An 18,491-nucleotide genomic window follows, 5' to 3' on the forward strand; every position below is an offset into this window, starting at 1 on the left:
GGTTTATTACAGATGTAAATATAAGAACTATTTCGTTAGTATTTTGTTACCGTTTATGGCTAAAAAAACCTGAATGTACATTCAGGTTTTTTTATTACATCAGTATTTAACTGTTACTTGTATACTTCTTTAATGAAGTCTTCGTAAGAAACTTCTTTTGTATCAAAGCTCATATTTTCTTTATAAAAAGCTAATAATTTTTGAGAAATTAATTGCTCTTGTAAACGACGAGCTTCGTCTTGGTTTTGTAAGATTCTTCCTGCGATATCTTCTAACTCTTTTTCTTCTGGATTCATGTTACCAAACTGTGCCATTTGGGCTCTTATGAAACCTTTAGCATAATCTACTAACTCTGCATAGTCTAATTTGATATCGTTATCTTTCATAATCTTTCCTTCGATTAATTGGTAACGTAATCCTTTTTCAGACTTACTGTATTCTTCTGCAGCTTGGTCAGCAGTTAATTCTTTTTCTCCAGCAGTTTGTAACCACTTTTGTAAAAACTCAGCTGGTAAATCAAACTTGGTGCTTTCAACTAAGTTCTCAGTAATTGCATTCAACAATTGTTGATCTGCTTGTTGTTGGAATTGCTTTTCTGCATCTTCTTTAATTTTATCTTTTAAATCTGTTACAGTTTTTACACTTCCGTCAGCAAATAACTTGTCGAATAATTCTTGGTCTAATTCTGCTAATTCTATTTCAGTAATTTCTTCGATAGTGAAAGTTACAGGAATGTCTAATCCGTGAACCTCTTCATGAGATACACCTAACGCTCCTTGTAACTTGTGCTCATCTTCAAATAAATTTTTAGTTTCTAACTCTAAAACATCACCTACTTTAGCACCTACAAACTTTTTTAAGTTTGTTTTTCCTTTAATATCTTTTACAGAAATGGTAGATTTTTTGTTGATTTCTTTCTCTTCGTTAACAAACGTACCAGTTACATTAGCTACCTCAGTAACTTCGTCTTTAGCTGACATTTTACCGTAACGAGATTGAATATTTTCAACTTCTTTCTCGATTAACTCATCAGTAGCTACAATGTTATATTGAGTAACTTTGTTTTTTGGTTGTAAGTTTACATCGAACTCAGGAGCTAACCCTAATTCGAATTCAAAAGAGAATTTATCAGCATCCCAATTGAAATCTTCTTGTACTCTAGGTAACGGGTTACCTAAAATATCTAATTTCTCTTCAACTAAGAATTTGTTTAACGATTCTTGCAAAAGCTTATTTACCTCATCAATCATTACTGATTTTCCGTATTGCTTCTTTACCATTCCCATTGGTACATGACCTTTTCTAAATCCAGGAATGTTCGCTGTTTTACGGTAATCGTTTAATACTTTTGTTACTTTATCTTGATAATCTTCTGCAACAATATCAACTTTTACAACTGCATTTAATGCATCTACGTTTTCTTTCGTTATATTCATCTTAAAAATCTGTTTCTTAAAAAATCGGGTGCAAAATTACTACTTTATTTATTGATAACCAAGACTTTTAAGTACAAGAATATCATCTTTTTTATCGACCTTATTTTCTAATTTTTAATATTTTATGTTAATTATTCTTTTCTTCTTTTAACAACGAAAACATTAGCGATCTAAAAATAGACAGCAATACACTGAATAAGAGCGCTGTAAAAAACCCATTCACTGCAAAACCTGACACCAATTTATCTGCCAACAATATAATAATCGCATTGATTACAAACAGAAATAGCCCTAAAGTAACTATCGTTGCTGGTAATGTAAAAAACACCAATAATGGTCGCACAAACAAGTTTAGCAAAGCAATAACTACAGCTACTATTATAGCAGTAGTATAGTTAGCCACTGCAACTCCAGGTAAAATGTTTGCCAATACTATTACCGCTAAAGCAGTTAACAAGATTTTTAAAAATGTTTTCATTTGTTATTGTGTTTAATAAGTTAAGATTTATAAAGTTACTTTTTTAATCAAGACTCTACAAATCATAACCTGAGCTTACAACTTACCACAACCATACCAAAAAATAAAACCTGCTGTTTTGGCAGTAAAAAATGAAATTTTATATTTGACATCATTAAAAATCAGTTATGAAATCTAGAATTAAAAGAATTGAAATTGGTTTAATTATCTTAGTAATATTAACAATAATTAATACAACCTATAACTTTTTAAACTACAAAAGCAAGACAACTACTGAAAAAGAAAAAGTAGCATTACCAAAACAATTAAACAGAGAGCTTTTAAACAAAACCACTTTTAAAATAAAAGACTACTACAACAATTCAAACTGGAGTAACTTATACAACATTTTTGGAGAGTTTGCCAAAGCTCAAATAAACACAGAAGATGTCATCAAAGAATTTAAAAAGCTATCTTCTTTAACTGGTTATATCGGTACTTATGCTTATTCTCACTACACTTACTTAGGTAATGAAAATGATGCTGATTGGTTTGACGTATATTACAAATGTAGCTTTAGCAACGGTAATGGAACCATTAAAATTAGGTATAGAGTTGTTGAACCAGAAGATTTTGAAATTGTAGGTCTTAACATCAATTTAGATGAGATTTAAGTACAACCTAGAAGCACTCAAAAAACACTTAGCTTCCTATAACATTCTTACCGAAGAAGAAATAAACAACTTTGTTAGTTTAGTCAGTTATAAAAAACTTAACAAAGGAGATTTTTTTATTCAAGAAGGTAACACTTGTAAAGAAGTAGCTTTTATTGCTTCGGGAATTTTTAGGTCGTTTTATCATTCTTCAGACGAGAAAGAAGCTACTTATTGTTTTTTATCAGAAAACTCATTTGTTACTGCATATTCATCTTTTATTTCTCAAACAAAAACCAACGAAAACATTCAAGCGTTAACAGATGTAGAACTATACAGTATTACCAAAGAACAATTTGTAGCGCTAGAAAACTCAAGCACCAACTGGCTGCGTCTTTTTAAACTATTAGCAGAACAAGAATACATAAATTTAGAAAACAGAATTTTTGTTCTGCAAAATGAAAGTGCTGAAAACCGCTACAAAAAATTATTAGAGACGCACCCTAGCTATTTACAAACCATCCCGCTACAATACATTGCTTCTTATTTAGGAATAACACAACGACATTTAAGTCGAATTAGAAAATCGGTTTTTTATTAGACAATTGTCCTTTTTAAGCTTGTAAAACCAACCGTATTTTGCTTCAAAATAACAAATACATTATGAAGCATATTTTATTAATAAACGGACATCCTGATAAAGAAAGTTTTAATCATGCACTAGCCAGTTCCTATAAAAAAGGTGCTTTGGAAACCGATGCTATAATTGAAGAAATTACCATTACTGATCTAAACTTTAATCCTAACCTAAAATTTGGTTACCGAAAAAGAACTGAGCTTGAACCAGATTTACAAGAATCTTTAGCTAAAATTAAAAAAGCGAATCATATTGTTTGGGTCTTTCCAATTTGGTGGGCGGGCTACCCTGCAGTGATGAAAGGTTTTATCGACAGAACTTTTTTACCAGGAATTACTTTTCAACCTATTGAAGGAAAACCATTTCCCGAAAAGCTTTTAAAAGACAAAACTGCTCGACTTATCATAACTTCTGACACCCCTAGTTGGTATGATTATTTATTTATGAAAAGACCTGCTATTAATCAATTTAAAAAAGGAACCTTAGAATTTTGTGGTATCAAGCCTGTTAAAACTACTTTTTTATCAGTAATAAAAGACTCTACCCCACAACAAAGAAACTTATGGTTACAAAAAGCGTATACTTTAGGCAAAAACCTACAGTAACACTCTATACTACAGGCTAAACTTTTTAGCCTGTAGACTTTTTAACCTCAATACTTTTTTAAATATTTTTGCTTAAACTCATTACAACATGAATCCCAGCAAAATTGTCACATCTATAAAAGTTACCGACTTTGAGAATAATGAAGTAGATTTATTAGAAAAATACGCTAACAAACCCCTTCTTCTTTTGTTTTACAATAATACTTGTTTAGGGTGCACTGGTAGAGCTATTCCACTTGCTTATCAATTTAAACAAACCTATAAAGAGATTAAGGTTATAGGTATTCATAGTAATTTCACAAACAATAATGTTTCCAAGAAAGATATCCTAAGTATTTTTACTATAAATGAGCTTCCGTTCCCTATTTACATAGATAAAAACCATAAAATATACGATTTCTTTAACTCGGAAGGAACTCCACAGTGGATACTATTAACCCCAAAAGACGAAGTGTATCGTTCTATTTTTGGCTCACAAGACAACGCACAAAACAGATTATATTATGCTTTAGAAAACCTAAGTAAACAATAATTATTTAGCAAGAAACTGAATCGCTTCTTTATAAAAACCTATTGGATTTTCAGCATGCAACCAATGCCCTGCATTTGCTACAGTTTTAATTTCTGAATTTGGAAAATGTGCTTGAATTAACGGTTCATCTTCTTTTGAAACATATCCTGAATTTTCACCTCGTAAAAACAGCGTTTCTCCTTCAAAAACAGTAAACGAAGGTAACGCTACTCCCACTTCATCATTATTTTCTGTCAACGATTTCAAATTAAAACGAAACGCTAACTCATCTTTTGTTTTTCTATATACGTTCTTTAACAAAAACTGACGAATACCTTCTTCTGAAATTAACTCTGCTAACTTTTCATCTACCAACTTACGAGAAGTTTGCACCGAAAAATCTACAGAATTTAATGCAGCAATAATATCGTGATGATGTGGTGGATACATTCTTGGAGAAATATCTACCACTACTAACTTATCAACCAACTCAGGATATTCAGTAGCAAACAACATGACGGTTTTTCCTCCCATTGAATGCCCTAACATATTTACTTTCTCTAAATTATGCTGTTGGATATAGTTATACAAATCACCCACCATCAACTCATAATCAAACATATCGGAATGAAAACTACGTCCGTGATTACGTTGATCTATCAAATGCACTTCAAAGCCATCTTCGGCAAACTTATTAGCATGAGATTTCCAATTATCTCCCATACCAAAATACCCGTGCAAAATCAGTAGAGGTTTTCCTGCTCCAATTATTCTAGAATGTAAAACTTCCATACTTATTGTAAACGATGTAAATACATATTCACTACATTCTCTAACCCTAAATATAAACTTTCAGAAATTAGTGCATGTCCAATAGATACTTCCGCTAAATGTGGAATATTTTGTTTAAAAAACTGAATATTGTCCAAACTTAAATCATGTCCTGCATTGATTCCTAAACCTAACTCATGAGCTAAAATTGCCGCTTGTGTATATGGTTTTACAGCTTCTTTATTTCCTTTTTCATATTGAGTAGCAAACTCTTCTGTATATAATTCGACCCTATCAGCACCTGTTGTTGCTGCGGCTTCTATTAATTTTAAATCTGTATCAATAAAAATAGAGGTTCTAATACCTGCATTTTTAAACTCAGCGATTACTTCTTGTAAATATGATTGATGTTTTACCGTATCCCAACCTGCATTTGATGTTAATTGATCTACACTATCAGGAACCAAAGTTACTTGTGTAGGTTTAATTTCTAACACCATTTGCATAAAGTTATCAATAGGATTTCCTTCAATATTGTATTCTGTAATAACAATAGGCTTTAAATCGTATGCGTCTTGATAACGAATATGACGTTCATCAGGCCTTGGGTGAATAGTAATCCCTTCCGCTCCGAATTCTTGTATATCGGTTGCTACTTTTAATAAATTAGGTACATTTCCACCTCTAGAATTGCGAAGTGTGGCAATTTTATTAATATTTACACTTAATTTTGTCATGCTGTAAAATTAGACTGCAAAGGTAACGCATTCCAACATTTTAAACTATATTCGTAATAATGAAAATCAATGATTTTATACTTAAAGAGATAAAAGCACTGACGTTAAGTAGTACTGTAAAAAGCGCTCAAGATTTGTGCAAAGATTTACCTATAACTCATGTTCCTGTAGTTGAAAAAGGTAAGTTATTAGGATGTTTACCTGAAAGAGATATTCAAACTATTGAAAACAAAAACCGAATACTTAGTGAATACACTTATCTGCTAGATCATTTTTACACAGACGAACATGCTACCTTACTCGATTTAATTACTTTATTCGCCGACAATGACTCTAACTTGATTCCTGTTTTAAATAAAAACATGAATTATATTGGATATTATGAATTAAGCGATATTTTAGACGCCTTTGCTGACAGTCCTTTTTTACATCATGAAAGTGACACATTAATCATAGACAAAAACAAAAATGATTATTCTATGAGTCAAGTTGCCCAAATAGTTGAAACTAATAATGGTAAATTATTGGGAGTCTATATTTCATCAGAAACTATAGAAAGCATAGAACTTACTTTAAAAATTGTTTCAGAAGAAATAAATGAAATTATTCAAACATTTCGCAGGTACGATTATAACGTTATCACCCAGCATAAAAACGATTTTTATTTAGAAGAACTTAAAGATAGAGCTGCTTATTTAAGAAAGTATTTAAACATGTAATCTTAAAAAAAGCAGAATTAAACATTTGTACAAGTGAAAAAAGTAGCTATTTACGGACAAGCTTATACTGCATTAGCTGAAAAAGAAGTCAAAATTCTATTATCTGTATTAGAAAGACACAACATTGTTGTTTTTTTTGAGCAACAGTTTTACGATTTGTTTATTGAGAACAAATCACTAAGCAAAAAATACCCGACTTATTCCCATTTTGAAGATCTATCCAACTCTTTTGATGTGATGTTCACCATTGGTGGTGATGGTACTATTTTAAGAGCTGTCACTTATGTACGTGATTTAAACATACCCATCCTAGGAATTAATACAGGGCGTCTGGGGTTTTTAGCAACCATCCAAAAAGATCAAATTGAAGAAGCTATTGATTTAATTCTTAAAAAAGAATACACTTTACAAGAACGATCTTTATTACAAATAGAAACAACACCTGACACCAAAGAATTCTCTGAACTTAATTTTGCTTTAAATGAAGTAACCATTGCTAGAAGAAATACTACTTCTATGATTGGTATTAAAACTTTTTTAAACACAGAATACCTGACTAATTATTGGGCAGATGGTTTAATTATAGCAACCCCAACAGGCTCTACTGGGTATTCATTAAGTTGCGATGGGCCTGTAATTTTACCAGACTCTAAAAGTTTTGTAATCACACCTATTGCCCCACACAACTTAAATGCACGCCCTATGGTTATACCAGATGAGACTAATATTTTTTTAGAAGTTAGTGCTCGTGAAAAAGATTTTTTAATCTCATTAGACTCGCGTATCACAACTGTTCCGCAAGAAACTAAGATAAAAATACAAAAAGCATCTTTTACCATAAAAAGCATTCTGCCTAAAAATCAATCCCACTTAAAAACTTTACGTGGAAAACTTTTATGGGGTGAAGACACACGAAATGAAGCTTTATAACTAATGGCATTACAATAAAATCGTAAAAAAAAAGTTAATCAAAAAGACGGATTATTAACTTTTTAAAGCAAATTCATTTCCCTATATTTGCACGCTATTTTACAATGAGAGGACTTATTTTATTTATATTATTTGCTTGTGTAGTAACACCATTACAATCACAAATCCATGAAATCGGGCTATTTGCCGGAGGATCTAACTATGTGGGAGATATTGGTAGAACAAACTACATATACCCTAATGAATTTTCAGGAGGTCTTGTATATAAATACAACCTTAACCCTAGAATAGCCTTAAGAGGAAGTTATACTTATATTCCTATCTCGGGTAACGATATAGATGCCGACAATCCATTTCGCCAAAGTAGAGGTTACAGTTTCTCTAATACTATTCATGAATTTGCCGCTGGAGTCGAATTTAATTTTTTTGATTATAACATTAGTGATTATAGAACAACATTCACTCCATACATCTTAGCAGAAATAGCTGCCTTTAACTACAAAAGTCCAGAATCTGTTACCGCTAGCAACACCATTTTACTAAAAAATAAATTCTCTTATTCCTTACCTGTGGGAGTAGGTATTAAAGGACGATTAGCAGACAACTTTGCCATTGCTTTTGAAACAGGTGTACGATTTGCACTTGTAGATGATATCGATTTTACTACAAATAAAATAAACTCTTTAGATTTTGGAGGTGATGGAAACGACTGGTATGTATTTTCTGGTGTTTCTATTGTATATACCTTTGGAAGACCACCTTGTTTTGGTGGAATAGCTGAATAACTATGGAAAAAAAATTACAACGCATTAATTTACAAAACATACCAAATCATATTGCCATTATTATGGATGGTAATGGTAGATGGGCTAAAAGTAAAGGAATGCAACGTATTTTTGGTCATAGAAATGCCTTAACTGCTATTAGAGAAACTGCCGATACGGCTTCTGATTTAGGAGTTAAATTCTTAACTCTATATGCTTTTTCTACCGAAAACTGGAACAGACCTAAACTAGAAGTAGATGCTTTAATGAGCTTACTAGTTACCACTTTAAAAAAAGAACTCCCAGAATTTCAACGCAAAAATGTAAGAATTAATGCCATTGGTAATTTGAGCAGCCTACCTAAAAATGCTCAAAAAGTATTGGCTAACGTTATTGATGCAACTAAAAACAACACTAAAATTACGTTAAGCTTTGCTTTAAGTTATGGATCTAGAGAAGAAATTGTTAATGCAATCAAAAACATATCCAAAAAAGTTGTTAATAACGAGATAAAAATCGAAAATATTAACGATAAAATTATAAATAATCATTTATATACATTTAATTTGCCCGACGTTGATTTAATGATACGTACAAGTGGGGAACAAAGAATCAGTAATTTTTTACTTTGGCAAATAGCTTATGCTGAACTATATTTTACAGATGTACTATGGCCAGATTATAGAAAAAAACATCTTTACGACGCTATAATTGATTATCAAAACAGAGAAAGAAGATTTGGAAAAACCAGTGAACAGATTGAAACCAATGAATAAATATTCGTATTTACTAGTATTATTTATCGCTTTTTTAACAGCGAGTACACAAGCACAAAACACAACTCCTAGCGACAGCACAGCTGTCATTTCATATGAAAAAGGAAAACAATATATTCTAGGGGGAATATCAGTAACTGGTTTACAGAAATTTAGCGAACAAACAGTTAGAGTTTATACTGGTTTAGTTGAAGGACAACCAATAAAACTTCCTGGTGATAAACTTACTAGTGCAATTAAAAAATTGTATGAGAGTAAGCAATTTAGTGATGTAGACGTATATTTATCAAAACGTGATGGCGAAACAGTATACCTTCAATTTGATGTTACTGAATTACCACAACTTACAACTGTTTCGATCTCTGGAATTAGCAATTCTAAAGCTAAAGAGTTAAAGAAAGAAACAGAGCTTAAAAAAGGCACCATGGTTACAGATAACCTTATTGTAACCACTCGTAATTATATAAAAAAGAAGTTTACTGACAAAGGTTTCTTAAAAACAAAGGTTTCTTTAAATACTCAAAAAGACACAACAGATACAAATACTGTTAGCATGGCTGTTTTTATTGATAAAGGTAACCGTATAAAGATTAAAGACATCAACTTTATTGGCAATAAGGCTATGTCTGATGCTACTTTACGCGGAGCTATGAAAAACACTAAGCGTAAATTCTTTGGGCGTTTTTGGAAATCATCAAAATACATTCTAGACGATTATAAAGAAGATTTAGAAAGTATTCTTGATAAGTACAGCGAGAATGGATATAGAGATGCTAGAATTTTATCAGACAAAGTTATTTGGAATAATGATAATACAATTAATCTTGAAATTGAATTAGAAGAAGGTCGCCAATACCGATTTGATGAAATTCTTTTTGTAGGTAATCAAAAATATACTGACGAACAATTGAGTCGTTTATTACGAATCGACAAAGGAGATATATATAATGGAAAAGTTTTAAAAGAACGTATTTCTGGTGATGGCACTCCCACTTCACAAGATATTCAGACTTTATACCACAACAACGGATATTTATTCTCTCAGGTAAATGCTGTTGAAACTAAGGTAAAAAATGATTCAATAACTGTTGAAGTTCGTATTAGAGAAGATGACCCTGCAACGATTAAAAAAGTAACTGTAGTAGGTAACGACAAAACAAATGACCACGTTATTTATAGAGAGTTGCGTGTAAAACCAGGAGATTTATTTAGTCGTGAAAACATAATCCGTTCTATTCGAGAAATTGGACAATTAGGATTCTTTGACTCAAACGTTACTCCTGATGTTAAACCAGATTATCAAAACAAAACAGCTGATATTGAATTTTCTGTTGTTGAAAAAGGAGGTAGTCAAGTTGAACTACAAGGTGGTTATGGTGGAGGATCATTCATTGGGACTTTGGGACTTTCATTTAATAATTTCTCAGTAAGAAATCTTTTTAAGAAAGAAGCCTATAAACCATTACCTATGGGAGATGGACAAAGCCTATCGTTACGTTTACAAGCAAGTAGGACTTATAACACATATAGTTTTTCTTTTACCGAACCATGGTTAGGAGGAAAAACACCTCAATCGTTATCATTCTCAGTATATTTATCAAATCAATATCGATATGATTATACAACAAACAGCGTAGATAAAAACCAAAGTTTAAGTATCATAGGTGCTTCAATTGGTTTGGGTAAACGTTTAAAGTGGCCAGATGATTATTTTACACTTTCACAAAACATAAGCTATCAAAGAATTGAATTACAGAACTATGGTTACCGTGTTGGATCTTCAAATGATGTGCTTAGCCAAGGAGATTTAAACAACTTAGCTTATACCGTAGCATTAAGTCGAAATTCTGCTGGACCTAGTTTAATTTTCCCTACTTATGGTTCAGAGTTCACAATAAAAGCCAAAGCTACTTTCCCGTATTCACTTGTAAACGGAAAAGATTATACTGAGCCAGATAATCCTACTACAGATGAAAGACAAACTTATTTAGCAGACAAATACAAATGGTTAGAATACTATAAATTATCTGCTAAAGGTAAATGGTATACAGCATTAGCTGATAAGTTAGTTTTAATGTCTAACTTCGAAATGGGATATTTAGGTAAATACAATAACAAACTTGGTTTAACTCCTGTTGAACGATATTTTGTAGGAGGTGACGGTATTGCTCAAGGACAATTAGATGGACGTGAAACTATTGGGTTAAGAGGTTATGAAAATAACAGAATCTCTTCTATTGATGGAGGATCAATTTATAACAAATTTCAATTAGAATTACGTTATTCTATTACAGATAAGCCTTCGGCATCTATTTATACTTTAGGGTTTTTAGAAGCGGGTAATTCTTACGACAATTTTAGCGATTTTAATCCGTTTAAACTAAAACGTTCAGCTGGATTAGGAATCCGTATATTTATGCCTGCATTTGGGTTATTAGGTATCGATTTCGCACATGGTTTCGATCCTTTACCTGGATTAACCGAAAAATCAGGTTGGCAAACGCATTTTATAATTGGAAGACAGTTCTAAAACCTTAAATTTGTAATGTGTCTAGGTTTTGGCACGGTTTTTTCTAAACACATTATACATGATGAAGAAAAACATTTTATCAATCGTTCTTTTACTTATTACAAGTATAACTGTTGCACAAAAAAATCAACGTATTGCATATATTGACATGGAATACATACTTCAAAATATTCCTGAATATTTAGAAGCTCAAAACTCATTAGATGCTAAAGTTGAAAAGTGGAAAACAAGGCTAGACAAAGAAGCTCGTGCCATAGAGGTTTTAAAAACAGATTTAACCAATGAAAAAGCAATTCTAACAAAAGAGCTAATTGAAGAACGCGAAGAAGACATTAAAATAAAACAAGAGTCTTTACGCAGGTTAGAGTCATTATATTTTGGACCAAATGGTGACATGTACAATTTAAGAAAACGATTAGTTAAACCTGTACAAGATCAAGTATATAATGCTGTACAGACTATAGCATCACGAAAAAAATATGATTTTGTTTTCGACAAATCTAGCGATTTGGTTATGTTATATTCCAACAAAAAACACGATATTAGCGACCTTGTCGTACAAATGATTAACATTGATCAAAGAAGACAAGATAAGAAAGATAAAATTGAAGAAAAAAAAGCATTACTTAAAAATGACAATTTAAGTGATGAACAAAAAGAAAAAATAGCTAAAAGAGAAGAAATACAAAAAAAGAAGGAAGAAGATAGGCTTGCAAAAATTAAGCAAATAGAAGAAAAAAGGAAGCAACGCTTAAAGGAAAGAGCTGATAAAAGAAAGTTATTACAAGAAAAAAGAGATGCTTTAAGAAAAGCACAAGAAGAACAAAAAAAGAAAGAAGACGATAACGATAACAAATAAATCAAGAATAAAAGGACATTAATTAAATTTAAAACAAAGATGAAACATTTAAAGACGTTATTATTAGTTGCAATTTTTACGATTGGATTAGGTGGGGTGGCAAATGCACAAAAAACTGCACATATTAACACTGATAAATTATTAGCTGAAATGCCTGCAACAAAGACTATGAAAGCAGAGTTAGAAAAGCTAAACAAAACATACCGTGATGATATTGAAGCTATGTACAAAAAATTAGAAGCAAAAATTAAAAAGTACGAAGCTGAAGGTAAAAGTCAAACTCAAGAAGTAAATCAAAAAAGAGCAATTGAAGTTCAACAAGATAGACAAAAAATAGCTCAAGCTGAACAAGCTGCAGGTCAAGAAATGCAAAAAAAATACCAAGAAAAAACACTTCCTATTTTAAAGAGAGCTGAAGAAGCTATTAAAGCAGTAGCTGCTGAAAAAGGAATTATTTATGTATTTGATGCTGCTCCTGGTAAAGGTTTAATTGTTTATGACAAAGGAGAAGATATTTACGGTGCTGTGAAAGCTAAATTAGGTTTCTAAAAAACAACAAAATATTTTTATAAAAAATCCTGCTGTTTACAGCAGGATTTTTATTTTTGTTAATCTATGAATATGAAACAACAACCTATAGGAATTTTTGATTCTGGCATTGGCGGAACTTCAATTTGGAAAGAGATTCATCAACTTTTACCAAATGAAAACACTATTTACCTATCCGACAATAAAAATGCTCCTTACGGTCAAAAATCAACACAAGAAATAGTCGATTTATCAGTAAAAAATACGGAGTTTTTAATTGATAAAGGTGCTAAAATTATTGTTGTTGCTTGTAATACTGCCACAACTAATGCTATTCAATATTTAAGAAACAATTACAACATTCCTTTTATTGGAATTGAACCTGCTATAAGACCTGCATCTTTAAAAACAAAAACAGGTACTGTGGGTATATTAGCTACCAAAGGCACTCTTAATAGTGCTTTATTTGAAAAAACAACGTCTAGCTTAAGTGATGAAATTACTATTATTGAGCAAGTTGGAGAAGGCTTAGTTGAGCTCATTGAAAATGGCAAGATTTATTCTGATGAAATGACTTCATTATTGAAGAAATACATCGATCCGATGTTAGAAAAAAAATGCGACTATATTGTTTTAGGATGTACACACTATCCTTATTTATTACCACAAATTCAAGAAATAACAGGCCCCGATGTACAAATCATTGATTCTGGTGAGGCCGTGGCTAAACAAGTAAAAAATATATTGTCTCAACAAAATCTCATTAATGAAAGTACTGCTGCTCCTTCTAATGTGTTTTACATTAACAAAGAAAAAGCTGTTTTAGAAAACATGTTAAAAGACTATAATCAAAGTAAAATTGACTATTTAGACTTTTAATATGTAAAACTTCCATTGATATTAGGGCAAGCTGCTGCTCTTCTTTTTATGCAGAAAAGGTTAACTCCTAAAGACAATTGGTGAAATCCACCGTTAGAGAAAACAATATCTCCACTTTGTTGTGTATACGTATAAGAAAACATCCATTTTTTATAATTAACTCCTACAATTGGTGTTATGTATTGAGAATCACCAAAAACACTACTATCAAAACTTCTTCTGTAAGATAATGCTGCCCATAATTGAGCATTTTCAAGAGTTTTATACACTTTAAAGTTTATGTCTGCAATTTTTTCTTCTGTTTGCTCTTTATATTGAAACATAAATGATGGTTCAAATTGTAACTTTATTTTATCACCGAAAAAATACCCTCCTCCTAAAATGTAATTTCTAAGATTATACGATTCAAAATTTGAGTTCAAATTGTTCTTAGCAGATAAGAACATATTTTTTATTGTAAAATATGATGACAATCCATTTTTATGATATGCCATACCAAAATCGGCATTAAAGTAAAAATCACTTTCAATAACCTGACTAACAGCTGGGTCGTTAACAAAGGTTCGTTGATCTCTTTCATTTTGAACCATAGAAAAAGATAATCCAAACGACACTTGGTTAAACATATTCTCATTTCCTAAATTTATGTGATACGCATAAGTACCTTGAATCCCTTTTTGCGAATGATATCCATTCTTATCATTAAAAAGAATAACTCCTAAACCTGTATTAGAATACTCACCTAGTTTTGCGTGAAAACTTGCTGTTTGTAACGAAGGAGCATCATCAACTCCCAACCATTGTTGACGAGCTGTTAATCGTATTTTTCCACAATCACCAATACCTGCAGCCGCAGGATGTAGTAAATACACATTGTCAGATAAATAATCTGCATAAATCGGTAAAGTTTCTTGAGCTGAAACTTTAACCGTTACACATAATATTAAAAAGGCTAAATAAGCAATTCTTTTTCCCATGAACATATTAAACAATAAAGGAGCCAAATATAGCTAAGAGATTAAGTATTTTACGTTAATTTTTAAGAAATTATACCGCTTTTGATTTAAAAACGCTATTTTTTTCTAATTATGCTTTCTAAAAGTTGAAGGACTCATATTTTTTACTTCTTTAAATTTTCTATTAAAATTTGAAAGATTATTAAAACCACATTGATATGCAATATCGCTAATAGGCTTGCTTTTATCAGATCCTAATAGCTTGCACGCATTTTCAACTCGTAATTCATTTAGAAAAGTAAAATATGTTTTATTTGTACGCTGCTTAAAATACCTACAAAATGCATTTGGTGTCATATTTGCTTTTTCTGCAATTTTATATAAATCAATATCTTTATTAAAGTGATTAATAGTGAAATCCATTACATCTCTCATCCGTTTACCTTCATTATCAGTATATTTTTTAGGGTAAATAAAACTTGCCAATTCTTTAGTTTTTGAGTTGATAATTATTCTCATAATTTTAAGCAACCCAATAAAACGCTCAAGATTAGTAGCATTTTGCAAACTCAAAAATAAATCGGTTACTTCACTTCTATTTTCTAAAAGCTTAAAACCTGTTATTGATTTTTCAAAAAAAGGAACTAATTCTAAAAAATCATCCAACAGAAAAAAGTTACTCCCAAATGAATCTTTCGTAAAAAACAACGAAATCATAAAGGATTCCTTTATTAAAGATGCATCACTTTTGAAAACATGTGGCAAATTGCTACCTATTACTAAAACATCTCCTGATATATACTTATTAATTGTATCACCAACAATTAAAGTCCCTTCACCTTTAACAATAACACATAGTTGTATCTCTTCATGTTGATGCAATTTATCATAAAAATACTGCTCTCTATCTTCCTGATAAATTAATCCAATATTTTGAGTCTTAGGTATTTTAAACGGTAGAACTTTCATAGATAAATATTACTATTTTATCAAAAATATGCAAATACTATCAATTAATACAACAAATAAATTAACAAAGGATAATATAATATCACTATAAGGTAATTTGGAGTTAAAACACACTTCTTCTTCCTTATAACTTTGCAAAAAAAAACAGTATTACAATGAGTATAAATTGGAAAGGTGTAATGCCAGCAGTAACTACAAAGTTTACAGACAATGATACTTTAGACTTAAAAATGTTTGAAGTAAATATAAAAGCGCAATTAGAGGCTGGTGTACATGGAATTGTATTAGGAGGTACTTTAGGAGAAGCCAGTACATTATCTGATGACGAAAAAAGAGTCCTCACAAAAACTACGGTTCAGCTTGTTAATGACCAAGTTCCCGTATTAATGAATATTGCAGAACAAACCACTAAAGGAGCTATTGAAGCGGCACAAAAAGCAGAAGAAGATGGTGCTAGAGGTTTAATGATGTTGCCTCCTATGCGTTATAAATCAGGAGAGAGAGAAACCGTTGAATATTTTAAAGCTGTAGCCAATAACACATCGCTTCCAATTATGGTATACAACAATCCTGTAGATTACAAAATTGAAGTTACGTTGGATATGTTTGATGAACTATTAAAGTGTAATAATATTCAAGCAGTAAAAGAATCTACCAGAGATATTTCTAATGTAACCAGAATTAAAAATCGTTTTGGCGATCGCTTAAAAATAATGACTGGTGTAGATACACTAGCTTTAGAAAGTTTACTAATGGGGGCTGATGGATGGATAGCTGGTTTAGTTTGTGCATTTCCTAATGAAACAGTAGCTATTTACGAATTACAAAAAGCAGGTCGCATACAAGAAGCTTTAGAAATTTATCGCTGGTTTTTACCATTGTTAGAGTTAGATATAAATCCTAAATTAGTACAAAATATTAAGTTAGCAGAAGTAGCTACAGGTATTGGAACTGAAAACGTACGAGCTCCTCGATTACCTTTGATTGGTGAAGAACGCAAACACGTTTTAAATGTAATAGAAACTGGATTAAAAAACAGACCTGCATTACCTGATTATAAAGCTTTAGCTACTCACTAATTAACCCATTTTCTCATTACAATATGATTACAGGAAAAAACTATATAGGAAATCAATTATCTAACTCAGGAACTATAACTTACAAAACATTCAACCCTGAATTAAATCAGGAAAATGAAACTATTTTTACCGAAGCTACTTCGGATGAAATTAATAACGCTGTTAATTTAGCTTCTGAAGCATTTAAAACTTACAAAACTATTTCTGGAAAGAAAAAAGCTGAGTTTTTAAATGCTATTGCTGATGAGATTTTAGCTTTAGATGATGAGCTAATTAAAACCTATTGCTCTGAATCTGGTTTACCAGAAGGACGCGCTAAAGGAGAGCGAGGAAGAACTGTATTTCAACTACGTTCTTTTGCCGATTTAGTTTCAGAAGGTTCATGGGTAGATGCTACAATTGACACTGCTATTCCAGATAGAGAACCACTACCTAAATCAGATATTCGCAAACTAAATATTCCATTAGGTCCTGTAGTTGTATTTGGTGCGAGTAATTTCCCTTTAGCCTATTCAACTGCTGGTGGTGATACTGCTGCAGCTTTAGCAGCTGGTTGTCCTGTCATTGTAAAATCTCATCCTATGCATGCTGGTACAGGTGAACTTATTGCTTCTGCCATAATCAAAGCAGCTGAAAAAACTGGAATGCCAAATGGTGTTTTTTCTAATTTAAATTCAAGTGGTATAGAAGTTGGTCAACAATTAGTTTCTCATCCAAAAGTAAAAGCTGTTGGTTTTACTGGAAGTATTCGTGGTGGTAGAGCTTTATTAGATTTAGCTGCTAAACGTGAAGAACCTATTCCTGTCTTTGCTGAAATGGGAAGTATCAACCCTGTTATAATGTTACCTAAAGCTCTAAAAAACAGAGCTGATAATTTGACTACCATCTATGCTAATTCTATTACTTTAGGTACAGGGCAATTTTGCACGAACCCTGGCTTAATTTTAGGCCTAAAAGGAGAAAGCTTAACAAATTTCATCAATTCCTTGGGTCATAAAATTGTAGAAATAAACCCTTCTTGTATGCTACATCCTAATATTATAGGAGCTTACGAGAACAACAAAGCCAAAGCAGTTTCGCAACAAGGAATTACCATTGTTGCAAACTACGCTAAAGAAGTACAAGCTAATTATGCCTCTCAAATAGTAACTACTGTTGAAGGAAAAACATTTTTAGAAAATCCAACATTACATCAAGAGGTTTTTGGACCTTATTCCATAGTAGTACAATGTGAAAATAAGGAACAATTAGAAGAAATTATTTCTAGCTTGGAAGGGCAACTTACAGGGACAGTAATAGCTGACGAAAATGAAGCTGCTAATTATCCAACTGTAATTGCTGCTTTACAAAACAGAGTTGGAAGAATTATTTTTAATGGAGTTCCTACGGGTGTAGAAGTTTGCCCATCTATGGTACATGGAGGGCCTTATCCAGCATCAACAGACAGTCGATTTACTGCTGTTGGAGTTAACTCAATTAAACGTTGGGTACGTCCATTTAGTTATCAAGATTGGCCTAACAATTTATTACCCGATGAATTGAAAAATGAAAACCCTTTACAAATTTTACGCTCTGTTAACAATGCGTTTACAAAAGAACAAATAACACATTAAAAATTTAATAATTTCTTTAGAAAACTACTGTATCAAAAACCTTATTTTTGAAGTGGCTAAAGAAATTGAAAAAGCCAGCTTT

The 18,491-nt window shown here is 31.5% G+C and carries 20 protein-coding genes; 14 read left to right on the top strand and 6 right to left on the bottom strand.

Annotated features, from left to right (window positions below; all coding sequences use genetic code 11):
* Positions 1-113: 113 nt before the first annotated feature.
* Together tig and DFQ07_RS03195 are read right to left on the bottom strand one after the other, a co-directional pair.
* Positions 114-1,436 carry a trigger factor gene (gene tig / locus DFQ07_RS03190; protein ID WP_133534825.1) on the bottom strand — a complete coding sequence of 441 codons (1,323 nt, stop codon included), beginning with the start codon at positions 1,434-1,436 and terminating at the stop codon, positions 114-116.
* A gap of 127 nt (positions 1,437-1,563) precedes the next feature.
* Complete coding sequence (locus DFQ07_RS03195) at positions 1,564-1,914, bottom strand: phage holin family protein (RefSeq protein ID WP_133534826.1); 351 nt, start codon at positions 1,912-1,914, stop codon at positions 1,564-1,566.
* A gap of 167 nt (positions 1,915-2,081) precedes the next feature.
* On the opposite strand from DFQ07_RS03195, the gene DFQ07_RS03200 reads away from it, so the two are divergent.
* The 4 genes from DFQ07_RS03200 (at position 2,082) to DFQ07_RS03215 (ending at position 4,320) form a co-directional block, all read left to right on the top strand.
* Positions 2,082-2,567: a hypothetical protein gene (locus tag DFQ07_RS03200; RefSeq protein ID WP_133534827.1), complete on the top strand. Its 486-nt coding sequence runs from the start codon at positions 2,082-2,084 to the stop codon at positions 2,565-2,567.
* A complete protein-coding gene (locus DFQ07_RS03205) occupies positions 2,557-3,147 on the top strand; it encodes a Crp/Fnr family transcriptional regulator (RefSeq protein WP_133534828.1) in 591 nt (196 codons plus the stop codon). Before DFQ07_RS03200 ends, DFQ07_RS03205 begins: the two co-directional genes overlap by 11 nt.
* Before the next feature lie 62 nt (positions 3,148-3,209).
* Positions 3,210-3,788, top strand: a complete 579-nt coding sequence (locus DFQ07_RS03210) for an NAD(P)H-dependent oxidoreductase (protein WP_133534829.1) — start codon at positions 3,210-3,212, stop codon at positions 3,786-3,788.
* An 88-nt stretch (positions 3,789-3,876) separates the two neighbouring features.
* A complete protein-coding gene (locus DFQ07_RS03215; protein WP_133534830.1) occupies positions 3,877-4,320 on the top strand; it encodes a TlpA family protein disulfide reductase in 444 nt (147 codons plus the stop codon).
* Here the strand turns inward: DFQ07_RS03215 and DFQ07_RS03220 are convergent, their stop codons facing one another.
* Together DFQ07_RS03220 and DFQ07_RS03225 are read right to left on the bottom strand one after the other, a co-directional pair.
* Positions 4,321-5,091: an alpha/beta fold hydrolase gene (locus DFQ07_RS03220; RefSeq protein WP_133534831.1), complete on the bottom strand. Its 771-nt coding sequence runs from the start codon at positions 5,089-5,091 to the stop codon at positions 4,321-4,323.
* Between the two features lie 2 nt (positions 5,092-5,093).
* The gene (locus tag DFQ07_RS03225; protein WP_133534832.1) at positions 5,094-5,807 is read right to left on the bottom strand and encodes a pyridoxine 5'-phosphate synthase; all 714 of its coding nucleotides are present in this window, start codon (positions 5,805-5,807) and stop codon (positions 5,094-5,096) included.
* 59 nt (positions 5,808-5,866) lie between these two features.
* On the opposite strand from DFQ07_RS03225, the gene DFQ07_RS03230 reads away from it, so the two are divergent.
* The 8 genes from DFQ07_RS03230 (at position 5,867) to murI (ending at position 13,792) form a co-directional block, all read left to right on the top strand.
* A complete protein-coding gene (locus DFQ07_RS03230) occupies positions 5,867-6,526 on the top strand; it encodes a CBS domain-containing protein (protein ID WP_133534833.1) in 660 nt (219 codons plus the stop codon).
* A 33-nt stretch (positions 6,527-6,559) separates the two neighbouring features.
* Complete coding sequence (locus DFQ07_RS03235) at positions 6,560-7,456, top strand: NAD kinase (protein ID WP_133534834.1); 897 nt, start codon at positions 6,560-6,562, stop codon at positions 7,454-7,456.
* Between the two features lie 104 nt (positions 7,457-7,560).
* Positions 7,561-8,241 (top strand): type IX secretion system protein PorG, encoded by a 681-nt coding sequence (gene porG, locus DFQ07_RS03240; RefSeq protein WP_133534835.1) that lies wholly within the window; start codon positions 7,561-7,563, stop codon positions 8,239-8,241.
* A gap of 2 nt (positions 8,242-8,243) precedes the next feature.
* Entirely contained in the window at positions 8,244-8,996 is a 753-nt protein-coding gene (locus DFQ07_RS03245) for an isoprenyl transferase (protein WP_133534836.1), read from the top strand.
* A complete protein-coding gene (gene bamA / locus DFQ07_RS03250; protein ID WP_133534837.1) occupies positions 8,989-11,526 on the top strand; it encodes an outer membrane protein assembly factor BamA in 2,538 nt (845 codons plus the stop codon). Before DFQ07_RS03245 ends, bamA begins: the two co-directional genes overlap by 8 nt.
* Before the next feature lie 58 nt (positions 11,527-11,584).
* On the top strand, positions 11,585-12,385 hold the full coding sequence (locus DFQ07_RS03255; protein WP_243743921.1) for an OmpH family outer membrane protein: 801 nt from the start codon (positions 11,585-11,587) through the stop codon (positions 12,383-12,385).
* A gap of 39 nt (positions 12,386-12,424) precedes the next feature.
* Complete coding sequence (locus DFQ07_RS03260) at positions 12,425-12,934, top strand: OmpH family outer membrane protein (protein WP_133534838.1); 510 nt, start codon at positions 12,425-12,427, stop codon at positions 12,932-12,934.
* Between the two features lie 72 nt (positions 12,935-13,006).
* Positions 13,007-13,792, top strand: coding sequence for a glutamate racemase (gene murI / locus DFQ07_RS03265; protein ID WP_133534839.1), 786 nt, complete (start codon positions 13,007-13,009; stop codon positions 13,790-13,792).
* On the opposite strand, the gene DFQ07_RS03270 is transcribed toward murI, so the two are convergent.
* Positions 13,789-14,769, bottom strand: coding sequence for a PorP/SprF family type IX secretion system membrane protein (locus tag DFQ07_RS03270; RefSeq protein ID WP_133534840.1), 981 nt, complete (start codon positions 14,767-14,769; stop codon positions 13,789-13,791). The two genes, murI and DFQ07_RS03270, sit on opposite strands and share 4 nt — an antisense overlap.
* Positions 14,770-14,874: 105 nt before the next feature.
* A complete protein-coding gene (locus DFQ07_RS03275) occupies positions 14,875-15,717 on the bottom strand; it encodes an AraC family transcriptional regulator (RefSeq protein ID WP_133534841.1) in 843 nt (280 codons plus the stop codon).
* A gap of 155 nt (positions 15,718-15,872) precedes the next feature.
* On the opposite strand from DFQ07_RS03275, the gene DFQ07_RS03280 reads away from it, so the two are divergent.
* Positions 15,873-16,796, top strand: a complete 924-nt coding sequence (locus DFQ07_RS03280) for a dihydrodipicolinate synthase family protein (RefSeq protein WP_133534842.1) — start codon at positions 15,873-15,875, stop codon at positions 16,794-16,796.
* 23 nt (positions 16,797-16,819) lie between these two features.
* On the top strand, positions 16,820-18,409 hold the full coding sequence (locus tag DFQ07_RS03285; RefSeq protein WP_133534843.1) for an aldehyde dehydrogenase (NADP(+)): 1,590 nt from the start codon (positions 16,820-16,822) through the stop codon (positions 18,407-18,409).
* Positions 18,410-18,491 lie beyond the last annotated feature (82 nt).

The sequence above is a fragment of the Tenacibaculum caenipelagi genome (assembly GCF_004363005.1).
Classification (GTDB): domain Bacteria; phylum Bacteroidota; class Bacteroidia; order Flavobacteriales; family Flavobacteriaceae; genus Polaribacter; species Polaribacter caenipelagi.

What these genes read in the sequence shown, in the direction of transcription:
- DFQ07_RS03275 (WP_133534841.1), bottom strand. Translation starts at nt 15,717, where the DNA reads ATGAAAGTTCTACCGTTTAAAATACCTAAGACTCAAAATATTGGATTA.
- murI (WP_133534839.1), top strand. Translation starts at nt 13,007, where the DNA reads ATGAAACAACAACCTATAGGAATTTTTGATTCTGGCATTGGCGGAACT.
- tig (WP_133534825.1), bottom strand. Translation starts at nt 1,436, where the DNA reads ATGAATATAACGAAAGAAAACGTAGATGCATTAAATGCAGTTGTAAAA.
- DFQ07_RS03280 (WP_133534842.1), top strand. Translation starts at nt 15,873, where the DNA reads ATGAGTATAAATTGGAAAGGTGTAATGCCAGCAGTAACTACAAAGTTT.
- DFQ07_RS03285 (WP_133534843.1), top strand. Translation starts at nt 16,820, where the DNA reads ATGATTACAGGAAAAAACTATATAGGAAATCAATTATCTAACTCAGGA.
- DFQ07_RS03255 (WP_243743921.1), top strand. Translation starts at nt 11,585, where the DNA reads ATGATGAAGAAAAACATTTTATCAATCGTTCTTTTACTTATTACAAGT.
- DFQ07_RS03200 (WP_133534827.1), top strand. Translation starts at nt 2,082, where the DNA reads ATGAAATCTAGAATTAAAAGAATTGAAATTGGTTTAATTATCTTAGTA.
- DFQ07_RS03220 (WP_133534831.1), bottom strand. Translation starts at nt 5,091, where the DNA reads ATGGAAGTTTTACATTCTAGAATAATTGGAGCAGGAAAACCTCTACTG.
- bamA (WP_133534837.1), top strand. Translation starts at nt 8,989, where the DNA reads ATGAATAAATATTCGTATTTACTAGTATTATTTATCGCTTTTTTAACA.
- DFQ07_RS03230 (WP_133534833.1), top strand. Translation starts at nt 5,867, where the DNA reads ATGAAAATCAATGATTTTATACTTAAAGAGATAAAAGCACTGACGTTA.
- DFQ07_RS03260 (WP_133534838.1), top strand. Translation starts at nt 12,425, where the DNA reads ATGAAACATTTAAAGACGTTATTATTAGTTGCAATTTTTACGATTGGA.
- DFQ07_RS03270 (WP_133534840.1), bottom strand. Translation starts at nt 14,769, where the DNA reads ATGGGAAAAAGAATTGCTTATTTAGCCTTTTTAATATTATGTGTAACG.
- DFQ07_RS03225 (WP_133534832.1), bottom strand. Translation starts at nt 5,807, where the DNA reads ATGACAAAATTAAGTGTAAATATTAATAAAATTGCCACACTTCGCAAT.
- DFQ07_RS03215 (WP_133534830.1), top strand. Translation starts at nt 3,877, where the DNA reads ATGAATCCCAGCAAAATTGTCACATCTATAAAAGTTACCGACTTTGAG.
- DFQ07_RS03245 (WP_133534836.1), top strand. Translation starts at nt 8,244, where the DNA reads ATGGAAAAAAAATTACAACGCATTAATTTACAAAACATACCAAATCAT.
- DFQ07_RS03205 (WP_133534828.1), top strand. Translation starts at nt 2,557, where the DNA reads ATGAGATTTAAGTACAACCTAGAAGCACTCAAAAAACACTTAGCTTCC.
- porG (WP_133534835.1), top strand. Translation starts at nt 7,561, where the DNA reads ATGAGAGGACTTATTTTATTTATATTATTTGCTTGTGTAGTAACACCA.
- DFQ07_RS03195 (WP_133534826.1), bottom strand. Translation starts at nt 1,914, where the DNA reads ATGAAAACATTTTTAAAAATCTTGTTAACTGCTTTAGCGGTAATAGTA.
- DFQ07_RS03210 (WP_133534829.1), top strand. Translation starts at nt 3,210, where the DNA reads ATGAAGCATATTTTATTAATAAACGGACATCCTGATAAAGAAAGTTTT.